This window comes from Brevibacterium sp. JSBI002, assembly GCF_026013965.1.
Lineage (GTDB): Bacteria > Actinomycetota > Actinomycetes > Actinomycetales > Brevibacteriaceae > Brevibacterium.
Genome location: NZ_CP110341.1, coordinates 2,082,658 through 2,098,292, shown reverse-complemented (window position 1 = coordinate 2,098,292; position 15,635 = coordinate 2,082,658). Strand labels below are relative to the sequence as shown.

Below are 15,635 nucleotides of genomic sequence, written 5' to 3'. Positions count from 1 at the left end.
CAGGGGCGACGGAGGACAGAAGTTCGACCCTTGGGACTTGAGCGTGAGTTCAGGCCTGGGGGAGTCCGGCCAAGGCCTTCTGCAGCTCGGGAGCACTGAGCTCGACCTGCCAGGGCCGTGCCCCCGCCTCGGCGAGGTAATCCTCGACATCGACGTTCGACTCCGCAGCCAGGGACTTCACGATTGCCGGCTGGAGGAGCACATCATGGGGGATCGTCAGCTCGTCGGAAAGCTCCGACATTGCGGCCTTGAGCGCCGCCACCCGCTCCTTGAGCTCCGCCGGGTTGAACGCGCTGCGCTTCGACCGTCCGCGTTCGAACCGTCCCGGCAGCTCTTCGGCACCCAACCGGGAGGCCTTGCGGTAGGCACGGAAGAGCCGGGCCGCCTCGGCGCGAGAGAGCCGGCGCCACTGCGCCAGGATGTCATCGCTGGACTTCACACCGGACTGGGCGAGGGCGACGAGCTCACGATCGCGCAGGATCTTCGTGGGAGCCAGATCGGCTTCACGGGCCATGGAATCCCGCGCCTGCCAGAGCTCGCGGACTCGGGCGATGTCGCGGCGGGACCTGATCTTCGAGAGTCCATGCGTGCGTCGCCACGGCTCATCGAAATGCTTCGGGGTGAAGTCGAGCAGGTGCGCGAACTCCTGCTGCGCAAATTCCCACCGGTCCAAGTCGAGAAGCTGCTGGTGGAGGATATCGCGGATCGGCAGGAGCACCTCGACGTCGAGGGCGGCATAGTTCAGCCACTCCTTCGGCAGCGGACGCGTCGACCAGTCGGCGGCCGAATGCTCCTTAGCCAGTCGCACCCCCAGGGTGCGTTCGGCGACTGCGGCCAGACCGAACTTCTCCCACCCGAGCAGCCTGGCGGCCAGCTCGGTGTCGAACAGAGCGGCCGGGCGCATTCCGCGCTCCTGCAGGCACGGCAGGTCCTGCGTCACCGAATGGATGACCCACTCGTCGGAGCCGAGAGCCGGGTTGAGGTCGCTGAGGTCACCGAGCGTCTCGGAATCGAGGAGGAAGGTGCCCGCACCTTCACGTCGCAGCTGGACGAGGAAGGCGCGCTGCCCGTATCTGATGCCGGAAGCACGTTCGGCGTCGATGGCGATCGGACCCTGGGCGGCGGCCAGACTGGCGATCGAGGTGGAGAGGTCCTCTGGTGTGTCGACGACGTCGGGGATGCCGTTCGCGGGTGTTTCCAAAAGCGGTAGTTCAGTTGTCATCGACGGCGCCCGGGCAGGGCTGTGACTCCTTCAGGAAGTGGTGGCAGTCCGGCGACTGTGCTGAGCAGATCGATCCAGGCCTCGAAGTGATTGCCGATCAGATCCGGCTCGTCAATCACGGGTGTCCACGAGGCGCGCAGCTCCAAGTCTATCGTGGCCGGGCGATCGGCCAAGGTGCCGAAGCTCTCGGACAGCACCCGTGTGGTCGTCCCGCCGGCGGCGAGCACCTGGCAGTCGTTGGCATCGAGGGCATCCTCGAGCCAGCTCCATGCCACATGCCCGAGCATCGTCTCATTGCCGAGTTCGTGTTCGAGTTCGGCCCGGATATAGGAGACCACCCGGAACGACCCCTCCCATTCCTCGGGGGCGGCGGGATCGAAGAGGACGACGATGCGGCCGGTGGCGAGCTCGTCGATGGCCTCGCCGCTGGCCCGCAGAAACGTCTCATCGGCGCTGACCTCGGCCCCGAGCGCATAGGAGTAGGGCGCCAGACGGGCCGGGGCGGGAATCTCGGAAATCGACACGTTGTTCGTGCTGCGCGCCTGACGCAGCACCGACGTCACGGCGGAGAACTCCGCCGGAATGCGATTGAGAGGTGAGGTGTTGACCACAATTGCCACGATAGATCAGCCGTGCGGACAGAGGAATCATCCACGCCGAGGCGGCCCCGGACAATCCGTCGGATCGTGTCCTCGGCCGGATGCTGAGACGGCAAGACGGCCCGTCTTGAAACCGACGACGAGTGGGCATGAGCGATCGAAGAATGGGAAGATGGCCCCATGACATCACCCCTGTTGGCTGCCCTGCGTTCGGAGCCGGTTTCGCACACTCCCGTCTGGTTCATGCGGCAGGCCGGCCGCTCCCTGCCTGAGTACCGCAAGCTGCGCGAAGGCACTCAGATGCTCGATGCCTGCCGCGACCCCGAGATGGTCTCCGAGATCACCCTCCAGCCGGTCCGCCGCCACGGCGTCGACGCGGCCATCTTCTTCTCCGATATCGTCGTCCCGCTCCAGGCCGCCGGAGTCGAGGTGGAGATCGTTCCCGGCGTCGGCCCGGTCATCGCCTCCCCGGTGCGCTCCCGCGCCGATATCGACGCCCTGCCCGAACTCGACGCCGCCGACATCCCGGACATCGCCGAATCGATCCAGCGGGTGACCGCCGAACTCGGCGAGGCCACCCCGCTCATCGGCTTCGCCGGTGCTCCGTTCACCCTGGCCAGCTACCTCATCGAAGGCGGGCCGAGTAAGAACCACGAGAAGACGAAGTCGCTCATGGTCTCCGACCCCGAGGCGTTCTCGGCCCTGCTGAGCAAGCTTGCGACGATGTCGGCGACCTTCATCGACGTGCAGCTGAACGCCGGTGCCAAGGCCTTCCAGCTCTTCGACTCCTGGGCCGGCTACCTCGCTCGCGACGACTACGAGGACCACGTCCTCGAACACTCCACCGCAGTCTTCGACGCATTGTCCGGACACGACGTGCCCAGCATCCACTTCGGCGTGCAGACCGGTGAGCTGCTCGGCTCCATGGCACAGGCCGGATCGACGACCGTTGGCGTCGACTTCCGCGTCGACCTCGCCGATGCCGCCACTCGCGTCAATCCCGGTCAGGCGCTCCAGGGCAACCTGGACCCGGCCCTGCTCTTCGCCCCGTGGGAGGCGCTGTCGGCCCGCGTCGAGGCGATCGTGCGCAAGGGACTCGAACTCGACCGCGGATTCGTCTTCAACCTCGGCCACGGCGTCCTGCCCGACACCGACCCCGAGGTGCCCGGACGCGTCGTCGACCTCGTGCACCGCGTCTCGGCCGAGATCCTCGGCAGCCGCGGCTGATCGAATGTCTCAGATCACCGTCGTCGGAGGAGGGATCTCCGGCCTCGTCGCCGCCTATCGTCTCTCCGCCGACCACCGAGTGACCGTGCTGGAATCAGGCGACCTCCTCGGCGGCTGTCTGAAAGCGACCACGCTCGATGGCGGCGTGCCCGTGGGCATCGACTCAGGAGCCGAAGCGAGCCTCAACCGACGTCCGGAGACCAAGATCCTGGCCGCCGAACTCGGCCTCGCCTCGGTGTTCCCCTCGACCCGGCACAGTTCGCAGGTGCTCAGTCGAGGAAGCCTGCACGCGATTCCCAAACGGACGATCATGGGGGTGCCCGCCGAAGCGGCCGAGGTCGAATCCCTCATCGGCACCGAGGCGGCCGCTCGCTTGGCGGCCGAACGGATCACCCCGCCGATCGAGGGTGATGACGTCTCGCTGGGGGACTTCCTGTCCGAGCGCCTCGGCGGCGCCATCGTCGACGAACTCGTTGATCCGCTGCTCGGCGGCGTCTACGCCGGTCGCTGCCGGGACCTGTCCCTGGCCGAAACGGTGCCCGCGCTGCTGCCCGCTGCGATCGAGGGCACCTCGGTGCTCGACCTCGTCGCACGGCTCCTCGCCGCCCGCGATGCCCAGACCGCGTCGACAGGGAACCCGGAACCGGTGTTCATGAGCTTCGAAGGCGGAATCAACCGCCTCATCCCGGCCCTGCACGAGGCGATCGTGCTGGACGGCGGGACGGTCCGCCTCGGCGCCGGTGTCACCGGGATCGACCGCGACGGCGAAAGGTGGATCGTCCGCGGTGAGGGGGACGACATCGAATCCGATGGGCTCGTTCTCGCCACGCCCGCGCATGTGACTGCCGGGCTGCTGAGGTCGGTGGCCCCGGAATCGGCGAGCCGCCTCGGCGAGATTCCCTATGCCTCCACCGCCTTGGTCGCCGCCCTCGTCGACCTCGGGGGAGTCGAACTGAAGGGTTCGGGGTTCCTCGTCCCCGCGACCGAGGGCACGTTCATCAAGGCCTCGACTTTCGTGTCGAACAAATGGCCGTGGACGGCCGACCATATCCCCGCGGGACGGCCCTGGTGCGGATGAGCATCGGACGCTTCGGCGACGGACCCGAGGTCTGGAGCAGGTTCTCCGATGAGGAGATCGTCGAACGTGCCTTCGCCGATTGGCAGACGATCACCTCCCGTCCGGAGTCGCAGCTGCTGGGCTCGGTAGTGCAGCGCTGGAACTCCGCGCTGCCGCAATACCTGCCCGGCCACGCCGGACGCATCGCCGCCATCGACGCAGAGATCGCGTCGCTGCCCGGCCTCGAACTCGCCGGATCCGCCTATGGGGGAGTCGGCATTCCCGCCTGCATCGCCCGCGCGGACGCTGCGGCCCGGAGACTGAACCGACCTGCAGACGACCACCGTGGCACTTCAGAATGAAGAGAAGACAGAAGGAGCAGATATGAGCGAATACACTCAGCCCACCGACGCCCAGATCGAGGAAGCGAACGAGCAGACGCGGTATATCGCCTACTCCGTCTTCGCCTCTGCTGGAGAACTCGGCGATGCCGACCGCAGGGAACTCGCCGATGAGCTGCATGCGGCTCTCGAGCCCCTGAAGGAACGCGGTCTGATCGTGCGCGGAATCTACGACGTCTCCGCCCTGCGCGCCGATGCCGACGTCCTGTTCTGGTACCACGCCCCCGAAATCGAGGTCGTCCAGGCCGCGTACTCGGCGATCCGCCGCAGCCTGATCGGCGGAGTGCTCGAACCCGTGTGGTCCGTCGTCGGAATCCACCGCCCGGCGGAGTTCAACAAGGCCCACCTGCCCGCTCTGCTGACTGATCCCGAGCCCGGCGACTACATCTGCGTGTACCCGTTCGTGCGGTCCTACGACTGGTACCTCCTCGACCCCGCCGAGCGGGCGAAGATGCTGCGCGACCACGGTATGGCCGCCGCCCCGTACAAGGACATCAAGGCGAACACGATCGCCTCCTTCGCCCTCGGCGACTACGAATGGCTGCTGGCCTTCGAAGCCGCCGAGCTCCATCGCATCGTCGACCTGATGCGCGATCTGCGCAACACCGAGGCGCGCCTGCACGTGCGCGAAGAGGTACCGTTCTACACCGGACCGCGGCGCGAACTCGTCGACATCATCTCCGACTGGCGCTGACCGAACGTCATTGACCCGGCCGGGACTGCGGCAGAGAGCAGGTCGCTCGGCCGGGACGGAGACAGCGAGAAAGGGCCACCGCACCGATTCGGTGCGGCGGCCCTGCGCATGGTCGGGGAGTGACCGGCGGCTACCTGCTGCCCTTCTTCACCACATAGGAATGGCCGTTTGCGTCGGTGCGCATCTCCAGCCCCATGGCATCGAGCTGCTGGTGTCGCAGCGTCTCGTCCTCGAAGTATCCGCCCGGGCGCGTGTTGTCTACCTGCGCCGGTCCGATGATCTTGCGGAAGAAGTTGTTGAGCCAGCCCACTCCGCGCTGAGACTCCGGGTGCTGGTTCGTCTTCCGTGCCGAATTCTTCTGCTGCTTGTCGAGCTTCCGGTTCGAACCATCGGGGGAAGGCTGCGAGGCGGACGACATAGCGAGGATCCTATCGACGAGGTGCCGCTTGGGCGAGGATTGGGCAGGTTTCTCCCTTAGTGTACACTAACCATTAGTGCACTAAGTAATCTTCGAAGGGTATGTACGCCCTGATTGCCGACACGGAGGATCGACGACACACGATGCTGGAACCCGAAGCTTCGACGGAGCCGCTGGACAACCCGCTGGCGCTGGAAAGTCAGATCTGCTTCGCTCTGGCGGTGGCGTCCCGCGGGGTGATCGGCGCGTATCGCTCCGTGCTCGAACCCATCAGTCTGACGCATCCGCAGTATCTGGTCATGCTTGCGCTGTGGCAGCACGAGAAGCTGCCGATGCGCGAGATCGCTCGACTGCTGCGACTCGAACCCGCGACTGTGTCCCCGTTGGTCAAACGCCTCGAAGCGCTGGACTATGTGACGAAGACGCGCAGCGACAGCGATGAGCGGATCGTCGAGGTCACCCTCACCGACACCGGCCGTGAACTGCGCAAGACCGCCGAGGCGATTCCCGGAACGATGATGGCCAAGCTCGGCATGGACGTCGACGGAGTCCGCGAACTGCACGCGGTGATGCAGAAGATCATCGCCTCCGTCGACGCCGCCGCCGAGGGCTGATCGGTCAGCCGGCCGGGCGCTCCATGGGGGTGTGCTCGATCCCGTCCTCGTCGAAGCGCGGACCGTTCGGGGCGAAGCCGAGGGACGAGTACAGCCCCTCGAGGTGTGACTGTGCGTTGAGCGTCAGCGGGGCAGCTGACCAGGCCTGAACGATGTCGCTGAGCAGTCGGCGGCCCCAACCCTGCCCGCGGGCATCGGGGTGAGTGGCGACGCGACTGATGCTGCGTGCTCCCGGCCTGGCTGCCGGACCGTCGGGCACCTCCGCCGGCAGCAGACGGGCATAGGCCCATGGCGAGAGGTCGCGTCCGTGCTCGGCGCCGTGAGTGTCCGACATCGCCGTGGCCGGTCGCGGGTAGACGAAGTGCAGGGTCTCCGGCAGTGAGTCCACCCCGTCGGGGTCGAGGAACACGCAGTCCTGTTCGACGACGAAGACTCGGGAGCGCAGCTGCAGAATTCCGTAGAGCTCCCTGGGCCGGAGCTCGTCGAAGGTCTCCACGACGAGCTCGGTCGCCTCGGTGCTCTGAGTGTCCGTCGCCACCTCAGCTGTCCGCAGCGTCGGTGTTGAGCTTCAACGAGATCGAGTTGATGCAGTAGCGCTGGTCGGTGGGAGTGCCGTAGCCTTCGCCCGAGAAGACGTGGCCCATATGCGAGTCGCAGTTCGCGCAGCGGACCTCGACGCGTTCCATGCCCATCGAGGTGTCGCGGATGTAGCGGACCCGGTCCTCGGCCAGAGGCGCATAGAACGACGGCCATCCGCAGTGCGAGGCGAACTTCGTATCGGAGGGGAACAGGTCGGCTCCGCAGGCCCGACACTGGTACATCCCGGCTGCCGTCTCATCGTTGTACTCGCCGGTGAAGGGACGTTCGGTCGCGCCCTGGCGCAACACCGCGAACTCCTCGGGAGTGAGCACGTCCTGCCAACGGATCTCCTCAGCCGCGGCCTCCTCGTTCGTCGAAGTTCCAGCGTTGATATCTGATGACTGAGTCATCGTGACCTCCGGTCTCTGTCAGTGACGGTGATTGCGACGAGGAGGAGATGAACTCCGCCCCTGGTGAGCGCAACAGCGAGTGACACTCACTCATTCCGCACAACAGCGTTTGGTGCCTGATCATTCCGTAGGCAACAATGAACACAGGAGGTTTTCATGGTCCGCGACACGAAGTTCCCCGCCCGCCTGCTCGCTGCCGGTATCGGCGTCGGCGCCGGACTCGGTGCCCTGATCTCTGTGGCGTCATCGGGTCTGGCCGCCTACTTCGCCCGCAAGATCATCGTTCCGGAGAACGCACCGGAAGAACTCGACATCCTGCACATCGACGGTTTCCCGCCGAATATGCGCATTCAGCTGCCCGCCGATGAGGAGACCACGGTGCCCGGCACCTATGGCCTCTACTTCAACCAGGGTTCGGGACATGCCGTCGTCGGCGACATCGTCGAATACGATCCGCGCTCGCGCACCGTCTCCCGAGAGATCCTGTCCGTCACCCGCGGCGATATCCGACGGGCCTGGCGGGGACGCTGGACCGGAGTCGTCTATCCTGATCCGATCGCTGCCGGAGTGAACTTCGACGACATCGAGATCCGCTCCGACGCCGGGGACCTGCCCGCGTGGCTGCTGCCGACCGACCATCCAGAGCCGCACGACACCTGGGCGATCCTCATCCACGGCCGAGCCAGCACCCGCGCCGAGGGACTGCGTGCCGCTCCCGTGCTCAACACCCTCGGGGTGCCCTCGATCGCGATGTCCTACCGCAACGACGCCGAGGTGCGTGTGGAGACCACATCGCGCTACGGACTCGGCGACACCGAATGGATCGACGTCGACGCCGCAATCGACTTCGCGGTCGAACACGGAGCGAAGAACGTCGTGCTCTTCGGCTGGTCGATGGGCGGAGCCATCGCCCTGCAGGCGGCCTCCCGCGGACGCAACCGCAGATTCGTCACCGCGCTGGTCCTCGACGGACCCGTCGTCGACTGGGTGAACGTGCTCGACGGTCAGGCGAAGAAGAACCTGCTGCCGACACCGATCGCCAAACTCACGCTCGAGATGATCACCCAGCCATGGGCACGGCCGATCACCGGACTTGAGACCCCGCTCGATCTCGATCGCATGGATTGGGTGACCCGTGCCGCCGAACTCGATGTGCCGGTTCTGCTCATCCACTCCGACGACGACGAATTCGTTCCCTCCGGCCCCTCCCATGCGCTGGCAGGTGTCAGACGGGATCTGGTCACGATGCCCACATACGGCAAGGCCCATCACACGAAGGAATGGAACATCGACCCGGTGCGCTGGGAAGACGATGTCGCGAACTTCCTCGAAGCGAAGATCCTGCCCAAGGACTGATCACGGGGCGCGGGGCGGACCCCGCGCCTCTGCCGTAGCCTCACGTCTGCCCCGACCTCACGGCTCGAGAGTGAGTGTGTCCTCTGCCGCCGCGGCCACGGCCCCCTGCGAGTACGGCCACGGTCGATTGACATTGGCGGCCCAATCGTTCGTCTGATCGTCGTAATGCGGGTGGAAGGCATGCCCCGACGCGCCCGTGAGGTTGATCCAGTTCGAGGCGTCGAAGTTCGACAGATCGACCGTCTGGCGCATCGACGGCACCCAGTTCGTCTCATAGCCGACGGAGGCATCCCACCCGGTGGCATGGACGACGCCCGAACCGCCGGAGACCTCATACGGGCCGCGGTTGAACAGCTTCTCCACCGGTGTGATCCCGGATTCGCCGAGGCTGGCGTTGCGGATCGTCAGCCGGTGCAGGATTCCCCACCGCCACGTCACGGGCTCCGGTCCCAGCAGGTCCTCCGTCTCCGCCCATGCTGTCTTCATGGCCTTGCGCAGAGCCTCGTCCCGACCTTCGACGCCTTTGCCCGACCACCACTGGGAATCCGGGTCTTCGAGCAGTTCGGAGAGCACGAGGTACCACCGTGAACCGCCGGCGGGGGACACCCCGTCGGGAAGCTTGGAGCTGATGGTCTGTTCGAGCAGCGTCTTCGTGAGCACATTGAAGTAGGCGGCGCCCGCGCTGTTCGCGGAATCGAAGCCGTTCCAGCTCTTCAGCAGCTTCTTCGCCTCGAGGATGTCCTCGTCACCATGGGAGTGGATCTTCACCGCTTCGGGTACGAGCTTCGCGGCGAACGGATTCTGGTCGTCGTTCTGGATCTCCGCCATGTCCATCGGCCGCAGCTTCCGGCCCTCGTCGACCGCGTCCTTGATGCGTTTCGTGATGCGGCGGGCACGATCTCCGTAGTCGAAGTCCTCACCCAGCTGCACTGTCTCACCGGGGGCGGCGACCGGGTTGTTCGCGGTGACGATCCATCCGCGCTCGGGGTTGTACAGGTGTGGGAGATCCTCGAAGTCGACCCAGCCCTGCCAATCCTCGTCGGATTTCCACCCGCGGCGGGGCATGGTGCCGTCGGCCTTGCCTCGGCGCGGGATCATCCCGGGTGCCTGATATCCGATGTTCCCGGCGACATCGGCGTAGACGAGGTTCTGAGAGGGCACGTCGAACAGGGACGCCGCGTGCCGGAACTCCTGCCAATTCGTGGCCTTGTTGATGGCGAACACCGCCGAGGCGGTCGTACCCGGACGCAGAGCCGTCCAATCGAGGGCGAGACCATAGTGTTCCTCGGCCGGTCCCGATTTCGGGTCCTGCGAATCCGCCCCGGTCGTCGCATCGAGTGCTTTGCGATACGTGCCGTCGAGCTTCGACACGAGTGGGCCGTTGCGGGTGGAGCGGATGGTGATCTCGCGCGGGTCTTCGCCCGCGACCTCGATCGTCTCCTTGCGCACCTGCAGCGGTTCGTCTCCGTCGTCGTGGATGACCTTCCCGTCGCGGATCTTCTCCACCACGAGGTCGGCGACATCGGCGCCGAGGTTCGTCAGTCCCCAGGCGATCGACTGGTTGTGGCCGATGACGACTCCCGGCAGTCCGGCGAAGGAGAAACCGGTGACGTCGAAGGGGCAGGCATCGGTGACCCTTTTGCATCGCAGTCCCACCTGGTACCAGACCGAGGGCATCGCCGGGGCGAGGTGCGGGTCATTGGACAGCAGTGGTCGACCGGTGTTCGTGTGCTCCCCGGAGATCACCCACGAGTTCGACCCGATATCGTCGCTGTTCTGTCCCAGCATCGGCGGCAGCGATGTGAGCGTATTCCGCAGTTCGAGGAGCTCATCGGTCGGGACGGCCGCCTCGTTGTCGGTGTTCCCTGTTCGGGGTGCCTCGGTGACGGTGCCTCCGGCCTGTGCCTCATCATCATCCCGTGCACGGTCGTCGACTCGCGGCGCCTGCTCGACGTCGTCGCCGCTGCGGTCCTTCGGTGCTTTGTCGCCGGCTCTGCCGCCGAGGATCGTCGGACGCGTGGCATACGGGTAGTCCGGATAGAGGTCGCTCATCTGCTCGTCGGTGAGCTCCGAGCTGAGGATCGACCGGTCGATCTCGTCTTCGAGGTTCGATCGCAGATCCCATGCCATGGCCTTGAGCCAGGCGACGCTGTCGACCGGGGTCCATTTCTCGACCTCGGTGCTGCCGGTCTCGAGGCCGAGGACGGCGTATTCGAGGGACAGCTCGGTGGGGGATTTGTCCTTGAGGTAGGCGTTGACGCCGTCCGCGTAGGCCTCGTAGTAGCCCAGACTCGTTTTGTCGAGCTTCTTCACCTCCTGCTCGGCGACCTTCCGCCAGCCGAGCGTGCGAATGAAGGTGTCGGTGCCCAGCTGGGATTTGCCGAAGAGTTCGGAGAGTCGTCCCGAGGTGACGTGTCGGCGGAAGTCCATCTCCCAGAACCGGTCCTGAGCGTGGACGAATCCCTGAGCCAGGAACAGGTCGTGGGCGGTTTCGGCCTCGATGGTGGGAACACCCGAATCGTCACGGTGAACGGTGACCGGCGCGTCGAGGCCAGGCAGTGAGATCTCGCCGTCGGTGGTCGGGAAGGAGCGGCGGACGAGGAACAGTCCGACGAGGGCGAGGACGAGAGCGAGGACGAGGACTCCGGCGATGACGCGCAGCAGCACACGAGCACTGACCGACAGGTTGGAACCGCTGGTTGGGCGGAGCACCTTGAGCAATGCGCTCGATTCCTTCTCATTCTGCGCATCGGGTGCCGCCATGAGTCTCCTTCGGCCGTCCTGGAAGTTTCGGTTCTCAGCAAGTATAGGTGTCAGGAGGCTCGGGTCTGTGGACCTCAGGCGGCCTGGGTCTGTGGACGAAGGTCACGAGGACGACGGAGATCATCATGAGCAGGAACCAGGCCACCAGCTTCGTCAGCGGCACCAGGTGCCAGCCGTCGTCCTGACTCGGATACAGCCAGGCACCGGCCGCGGTCCCGATGTTCTCGGCCACCCAGATGAAGAAGGCGACGAGGAGGAAGGCCAACAGCACGGGCATCGTCAGCGTCCTGCGATGGATATGGAAGTACATGCGGCAGCGGAAGAAGGCGATGACGGTGGCGACGACGAGGAGCAGGCGGAGGTCGACGATGAAGTGGTGGGTGAAGAAGTTGATGTAGATGGCGGCGGCGATGATCACGGTCAGCCACCTCGGCGGGTAATGGCTGAACCGCAAGTCGAAGAGACGGTACACGCGGACGATATAGGAACCGACGGCGGCGTACATGAACCCGGTGAACAGCGGTACTGCGCCGATGTGGAGGACCCCGCCGGGGGCGTAGTTCCATGAACCCACGGCGGTTTTGAAGATCTCCATTCCGGTGCCGACGATGTGGAAGACGATGATGACGAGGAGCTCGCGACCGGTCTCGAGTCGAGCGACGAGCATGCCGACCTGGATGAGTACGGCGAGGATGACGAGGAAATCGTTGCGGGCGATGGCCGCGTCATCGGGGTAGAGCCAAGCGGTGGCGATGATCGCTAAGAGCATGAGAGCGCCGAAGAGACACGCCCACGCCTGTTTGATTCCGAAGGCGAGGAACTCTCGGATCCCGGCGGGGACGCGGGGGAGAGACTTGTCGGCGAAGGCGTCGAGGACTGCCTCGAGTCGAGTGAGTTCGCGGCGATCAGCCATCTGCTGAAGTACCCACTTCCGAAAATCTGAGAACAACCTTACGATAATCCTGCGGTCACACTGGGTGTCCGTAATTCGGCCCCCATCCAGTGAGAGGAACGCTCACTTGGTCATGGACGACCTCAAGGACCATAACTGATGAAACCGTTGCCATTCCTCGCCTCGGCACTCACCGGAATTCTCCTCACTGCAACCCTATCGGGACCGGCGCTCGCCGCCACACCGGGAACTCCCACGAACACGCCCGGCGCTTCTGCCGCCGACGGCACTCCCTCCGACGGCACTCCCTCCGAGAGGACCGTCGATGCCCAGACTGATGAGGTCACGACTCTGCCAGTCGATTCCTCCGACGTTACGATCATCGGTGCCACGTGGGAAGGAGAAGATCCCGAACTCGAAATCCGCACTCGCGACGGCAACGGATGGTCGGCGTGGGAGAGCCTGCCGACCGATGACGAGGGAGGCCCCGACGCCGTTTCCGCAGAGGCCGCTCAGATTCCCGCTGCCTCACACCAGTCGCAGTCCGTTGCCCTTCCGGTGCTCGATTCGGACGCTGTCGAGGTGCGCGCCGCAGACAAGCAGGCTGATACCGATGATCTGCAGATCACCCAGGTTTCCACTGCAGTCACGAAGGCTGACGCACAGGTCGCGAAGTCCCCTGGGGGAGTGAGCACGCATTCGGCCACGGGACCGGCAGTCGACGCGCAGATCTCGGCCAAGGATCTGCGGGCTAAGATCGTCACCCGCAAACAGTGGGGTGCCGATGAGAAGCTCGTCCGCTGCGCCACGGACAAGACGTCGTCGGCCAAGGGCGTGTTCATCCACCACACAGCGGGTTCGAACTCGTACTCGAAAGCACAGGCACCGGCGATCATCCGCGGTTACCTCGCCTTCCACACGCAGAACCGCGGGTGGTGCGACCTCGGGTACAACTTCCTCGTCGACAAATACGGCACCATGTACGAGGGCCGTGCCGGCAGCCTGGACAAGGCAGTGACCGGAGCTCACGCCTCCGGGTTCAATTCATGGACCATCGGCATCAGCGTGCTCGGCACCTATTCGTCGGCGGCTCCGAGTTCGGCAGCACAGACCTCGGTCAAGCGCCTCGTCGCGTGGAAAGCAGGGCAGTACGGCTTCAACCCCACCGGGAAGATGACCTTGACCTCCGGTGGGGGCGGCACGAGCAAGTACGCCCTCGGCAAGAAGGTCAGCCTCAACGTCGTCGCCGGACACCGGGACACGAGCTACACCGAATGCCCGGGACTCGCGTTCTACAACAAGCTCGGCAGCATCCGCACGGGAGCCAAAGCACTGGTGGCTGAGCTGACCCCACCACCGACGAAGGCGCCCACCAAGAGTCCGGCACCGAAACCGGCACCGAAGCCGAAGACGTACCCGACGAAGGGCGCAATCGGTTCGTACTATCAGAAGAACGCGGGAAAGACCGGCAAACCGGTCGGCTCGGAGAAGAAGCTGAAGAACCCGAATGGTGCCTACCAGTCGTTCGCCAAGGGCACCGTGTATTGGTCGAAATCGACCGGTGCGCACTTCCTCACCAAGGGCCAGATCCGTGTCGCCTACAAGCGAGTGAAGTATGAGAAAGGCGCCCTCGGGTTCCCCAGCAGCGATAAGCAGACCTTCAAATACCGGAAGAGCGCTCGATACCAGAGATTCCACTCCGGAATGATCACCTGGTCACCGCAGACAGGCAGCGACGTCATCTACGGAGGCTTCCTCACGAAGTGGAAGAAGCTGGGCTATGAACGCAGTAAGCTCGGTCTGCCGACCGCTGACCGGACCGTGAAGAACGGTGTCAAACGCCAGAACTTCGAACGCGGATATATGACCTATACGAAGAAGACCGGCATCAAGGTCCACACCCGCAAATAGCGCTCTCCTCCGTGGAGGCGGCCGGGGACCGAAGAGGGAGGAACCTGAAGAGCAAGGGACATAGACTGCCCACATGCACATCCTCCTCCTCGGCGCCTCCGGCCACGTCGGCACCGGTCTCGCCCGTCTGCTCAGTCCGCACCACACGGTCACCGGGATCGTGCGCCAACGCCCGACAACGGAGACGGCGTATGAACCGCTGATCGTGCCGGACTGGGTGGACGAACCGGAGGCGGTCACCTCGGCGCTCGCCTCCGCCGGCCGGCCTCCGGTCGATGCCGTCATCGCCGCCATCGGCGGGTGGTATATCGACGAAGCGGTGCTCGACCGGGGGCTGGGGAAGTTCGATGCGGACTATGACTCATATCTGCGCGGGCACTTCACGGCCTGTGCGCTCTCGCAGTCTCTGGCCACTGAACGGTCGGAGGCAGTCGGTTCGTCAACTGAGCGTTCAACCGGTCAGGTGTCTGGCCGGTCAACGGATGCAGGACCGGACTCCACGCGGTTCGTCCATCTGGCCCTCAACGGTGTCGCCAGCGTCGAGGCGCTGGCCGGGTCCGGGGCGATCAGCGTCTTCGGCGCCGCGCAGAAGATGCTCATCGAAGTCGCCGCAGCGGAATCGACGAGCGTGGCCTTCCGCGAGCTGCGGATCATGGCTCCGATCGGCGGCGATGATCGCAATGACCTGTCCGGGGGAGTCGAAACCGTCCATCTCGCCGAGGTGGCCGATGCCCTCACCGCGATGCTTGACTCACCCGATCGCTTCGAGGTGAGCACCGAGATCCACGCGAACGCTGGGACCTCTGCTGGCTGACTGCTCCGGCTCAGGCGCGGGTGTAGCGGAGGAAGACCTGGTCGTCCTCGGTGCTCACATCGATGAGGCGCAGATCGATCTTTGCCTCGAGCTCGGAGAAGTGGCTGCCGGGGGTGCGGATATAGAGCGGGCTCACGCTCAGATGCAGTTCGGCGTCCGGATAGTGCGCGAGCAGCCGGAAAGCGAGGTTCGGACCCGATTCGCACAGCAGCACCTCCTCGCCGGGTGGTGCCGAGTCGTTCCCGGGGCAGGCCTCACCCCCTCCCGTGGATGACTTTTCGGAGCGGGACCGCAGCGATTCGGGGGAGGGGGCCGTCGGCAGTGAGGCAGCCACCTCGGTGATCGTGTCTGCTGTGAAGTGCTGGGCACGATAGTCGAGGCCGTGGGCGTCGAGCTCGCTCTGCAGGGCCGTCGGATCGGACTCGGTGAGCACGTGTACGGGGGTGTGCTCCAGCGTTTTGCCTGCGGCGTTGATGACGGGCAGCTGCGGATTCAGCGCGGTGCGGCGGTCGACGATGATCGCATTCGCGCTGCGTCGCAGGGCGAGGAAGCGCCGGAAGTCGGCGTCCGTGGACACCCCGGTCGACCAGCCGTTCTCGGCGAAGGATCCGTTGATCGACTGGACGAGGGAGAGGATGAGACGGCGCACGGGTTCCTGCTCTTCTGCTTCTTCGGCTC

At 65.3% G+C, this 15,635-nt stretch carries 16 protein-coding genes; 8 read left to right on the top strand and 8 right to left on the bottom strand.

Annotated features, from left to right (window positions below):
- Window positions 1-49: 49 nt before the first annotated feature.
- On the bottom strand, window positions 50-1,201 hold the full coding sequence (locus LJ362_RS09630; protein ID WP_245395766.1) for an HRDC domain-containing protein: 1,152 nt from the start codon (window positions 1,199-1,201) through the stop codon (window positions 50-52).
- A 17-nt stretch (window positions 1,202-1,218) separates the two neighbouring features.
- Window positions 1,219-1,833 carry a DUF3000 domain-containing protein gene (locus LJ362_RS09625; RefSeq protein ID WP_173152837.1) on the bottom strand — a complete coding sequence of 205 codons (615 nt, stop codon included), beginning with the start codon at window positions 1,831-1,833 and terminating at the stop codon, window positions 1,219-1,221.
- Between the two features lie 168 nt (window positions 1,834-2,001).
- Here LJ362_RS09625 and hemE point away from each other — a divergent pair, with 168 nt between their 5' ends.
- Genes hemE through hemQ form a run of 4 tightly spaced genes read left to right on the top strand, consistent with a single transcriptional unit; the run spans window position 2,002 to window position 5,200 of the window.
- Window positions 2,002-3,048 carry a uroporphyrinogen decarboxylase gene (gene hemE / locus LJ362_RS09620; RefSeq protein WP_264798845.1) on the top strand — a complete coding sequence of 349 codons (1,047 nt, stop codon included), beginning with the start codon at window positions 2,002-2,004 and terminating at the stop codon, window positions 3,046-3,048.
- Between the two features lie 4 nt (window positions 3,049-3,052).
- The gene (gene hemG, locus LJ362_RS09615; RefSeq protein ID WP_264798844.1) at window positions 3,053-4,126 is read left to right on the top strand and encodes a protoporphyrinogen oxidase; all 1,074 of its coding nucleotides are present in this window, start codon (window positions 3,053-3,055) and stop codon (window positions 4,124-4,126) included.
- Window positions 4,123-4,467: a hypothetical protein gene (locus LJ362_RS09610; RefSeq protein WP_264798842.1), complete on the top strand. Its 345-nt coding sequence runs from the start codon at window positions 4,123-4,125 to the stop codon at window positions 4,465-4,467. The genes hemG and LJ362_RS09610 overlap by 4 nt, the downstream gene beginning before the upstream one ends.
- 22 nt (window positions 4,468-4,489) lie before the next feature.
- Window positions 4,490-5,200, top strand: coding sequence for a hydrogen peroxide-dependent heme synthase (gene hemQ / locus LJ362_RS09605; RefSeq protein ID WP_264798841.1), 711 nt, complete (start codon window positions 4,490-4,492; stop codon window positions 5,198-5,200).
- Between the two features lie 130 nt (window positions 5,201-5,330).
- On the opposite strand, the gene LJ362_RS09600 is transcribed toward hemQ, so the two are convergent.
- Window positions 5,331-5,618: a hypothetical protein gene (locus LJ362_RS09600; RefSeq protein WP_264798839.1), complete on the bottom strand. Its 288-nt coding sequence runs from the start codon at window positions 5,616-5,618 to the stop codon at window positions 5,331-5,333.
- 143 nt (window positions 5,619-5,761) lie between these two features.
- Between LJ362_RS09600 and LJ362_RS09595 the strand changes: the two genes are divergently transcribed.
- Window positions 5,762-6,232, top strand: a complete 471-nt coding sequence (locus tag LJ362_RS09595) for a MarR family winged helix-turn-helix transcriptional regulator (protein WP_264798837.1) — start codon at window positions 5,762-5,764, stop codon at window positions 6,230-6,232.
- Window positions 6,233-6,236: 4 nt separating this feature from the next.
- Here LJ362_RS09595 and LJ362_RS09590 read toward each other — a convergent pair whose 3' ends face one another.
- A complete protein-coding gene (locus tag LJ362_RS09590; RefSeq protein WP_264798836.1) occupies window positions 6,237-6,770 on the bottom strand; it encodes a GNAT family N-acetyltransferase in 534 nt (177 codons plus the stop codon).
- A gap of 1 nt (window position 6,771) precedes the next feature.
- Window positions 6,772-7,221, bottom strand: coding sequence for a peptide-methionine (R)-S-oxide reductase MsrB (msrB, locus tag LJ362_RS09585; RefSeq protein WP_264798835.1), 450 nt, complete (start codon window positions 7,219-7,221; stop codon window positions 6,772-6,774).
- 156 nt (window positions 7,222-7,377) lie between these two features.
- On the opposite strand from msrB, the gene LJ362_RS09580 reads away from it, so the two are divergent.
- Complete coding sequence (locus LJ362_RS09580) at window positions 7,378-8,577, top strand: alpha/beta hydrolase family protein (RefSeq protein WP_264798834.1); 1,200 nt, start codon at window positions 7,378-7,380, stop codon at window positions 8,575-8,577.
- A gap of 57 nt (window positions 8,578-8,634) precedes the next feature.
- Here the strand turns inward: LJ362_RS09580 and LJ362_RS09575 are convergent, their stop codons facing one another.
- Together LJ362_RS09575 and LJ362_RS09570 are read right to left on the bottom strand one after the other, a co-directional pair.
- Window positions 8,635-11,340, bottom strand: coding sequence for a penicillin acylase family protein (locus tag LJ362_RS09575; protein ID WP_264798833.1), 2,706 nt, complete (start codon window positions 11,338-11,340; stop codon window positions 8,635-8,637).
- Between the two features lie 34 nt (window positions 11,341-11,374).
- Window positions 11,375-12,253: a DUF817 domain-containing protein gene (locus LJ362_RS09570; protein WP_264798832.1), complete on the bottom strand. Its 879-nt coding sequence runs from the start codon at window positions 12,251-12,253 to the stop codon at window positions 11,375-11,377.
- A 138-nt stretch (window positions 12,254-12,391) separates the two neighbouring features.
- Here LJ362_RS09570 and LJ362_RS09565 point away from each other — a divergent pair, with 138 nt between their 5' ends.
- Entirely contained in the window at window positions 12,392-14,143 is a 1,752-nt protein-coding gene (locus LJ362_RS09565; protein WP_264798831.1) for an N-acetylmuramoyl-L-alanine amidase, read from the top strand.
- A gap of 73 nt (window positions 14,144-14,216) precedes the next feature.
- The gene (locus LJ362_RS09560; protein WP_264798830.1) at window positions 14,217-14,957 is read left to right on the top strand and encodes an NAD(P)-dependent oxidoreductase; all 741 of its coding nucleotides are present in this window, start codon (window positions 14,217-14,219) and stop codon (window positions 14,955-14,957) included.
- Window positions 14,958-14,967: 10 nt separating this feature from the next.
- Here LJ362_RS09560 and LJ362_RS09555 read toward each other — a convergent pair whose 3' ends face one another.
- Complete coding sequence (locus tag LJ362_RS09555; RefSeq protein ID WP_264798829.1) at window positions 14,968-15,606, bottom strand: hypothetical protein; 639 nt, start codon at window positions 15,604-15,606, stop codon at window positions 14,968-14,970.
- Window positions 15,607-15,635 lie beyond the last annotated feature (29 nt).

What these genes read in the sequence shown, in the direction of transcription:
- LJ362_RS09610 (WP_264798842.1), top strand. Translation starts at nt 4,123, where the DNA reads ATGAGCATCGGACGCTTCGGCGACGGACCCGAGGTCTGGAGCAGGTTC.
- msrB (WP_264798835.1), bottom strand. Translation starts at nt 7,221, where the DNA reads ATGACTCAGTCATCAGATATCAACGCTGGAACTTCGACGAACGAGGAG.
- LJ362_RS09580 (WP_264798834.1), top strand. Translation starts at nt 7,378, where the DNA reads ATGGTCCGCGACACGAAGTTCCCCGCCCGCCTGCTCGCTGCCGGTATC.
- LJ362_RS09600 (WP_264798839.1), bottom strand. Translation starts at nt 5,618, where the DNA reads ATGTCGTCCGCCTCGCAGCCTTCCCCCGATGGTTCGAACCGGAAGCTC.
- hemE (WP_264798845.1), top strand. Translation starts at nt 2,002, where the DNA reads ATGACATCACCCCTGTTGGCTGCCCTGCGTTCGGAGCCGGTTTCGCAC.
- LJ362_RS09570 (WP_264798832.1), bottom strand. Translation starts at nt 12,253, where the DNA reads ATGGCTGATCGCCGCGAACTCACTCGACTCGAGGCAGTCCTCGACGCC.
- hemQ (WP_264798841.1), top strand. Translation starts at nt 4,490, where the DNA reads ATGAGCGAATACACTCAGCCCACCGACGCCCAGATCGAGGAAGCGAAC.
- LJ362_RS09575 (WP_264798833.1), bottom strand. Translation starts at nt 11,340, where the DNA reads ATGGCGGCACCCGATGCGCAGAATGAGAAGGAATCGAGCGCATTGCTC.
- LJ362_RS09595 (WP_264798837.1), top strand. Translation starts at nt 5,762, where the DNA reads ATGCTGGAACCCGAAGCTTCGACGGAGCCGCTGGACAACCCGCTGGCG.
- LJ362_RS09565 (WP_264798831.1), top strand. Translation starts at nt 12,392, where the DNA reads ATGAAACCGTTGCCATTCCTCGCCTCGGCACTCACCGGAATTCTCCTC.
- LJ362_RS09560 (WP_264798830.1), top strand. Translation starts at nt 14,217, where the DNA reads ATGCACATCCTCCTCCTCGGCGCCTCCGGCCACGTCGGCACCGGTCTC.
- hemG (WP_264798844.1), top strand. Translation starts at nt 3,053, where the DNA reads ATGTCTCAGATCACCGTCGTCGGAGGAGGGATCTCCGGCCTCGTCGCC.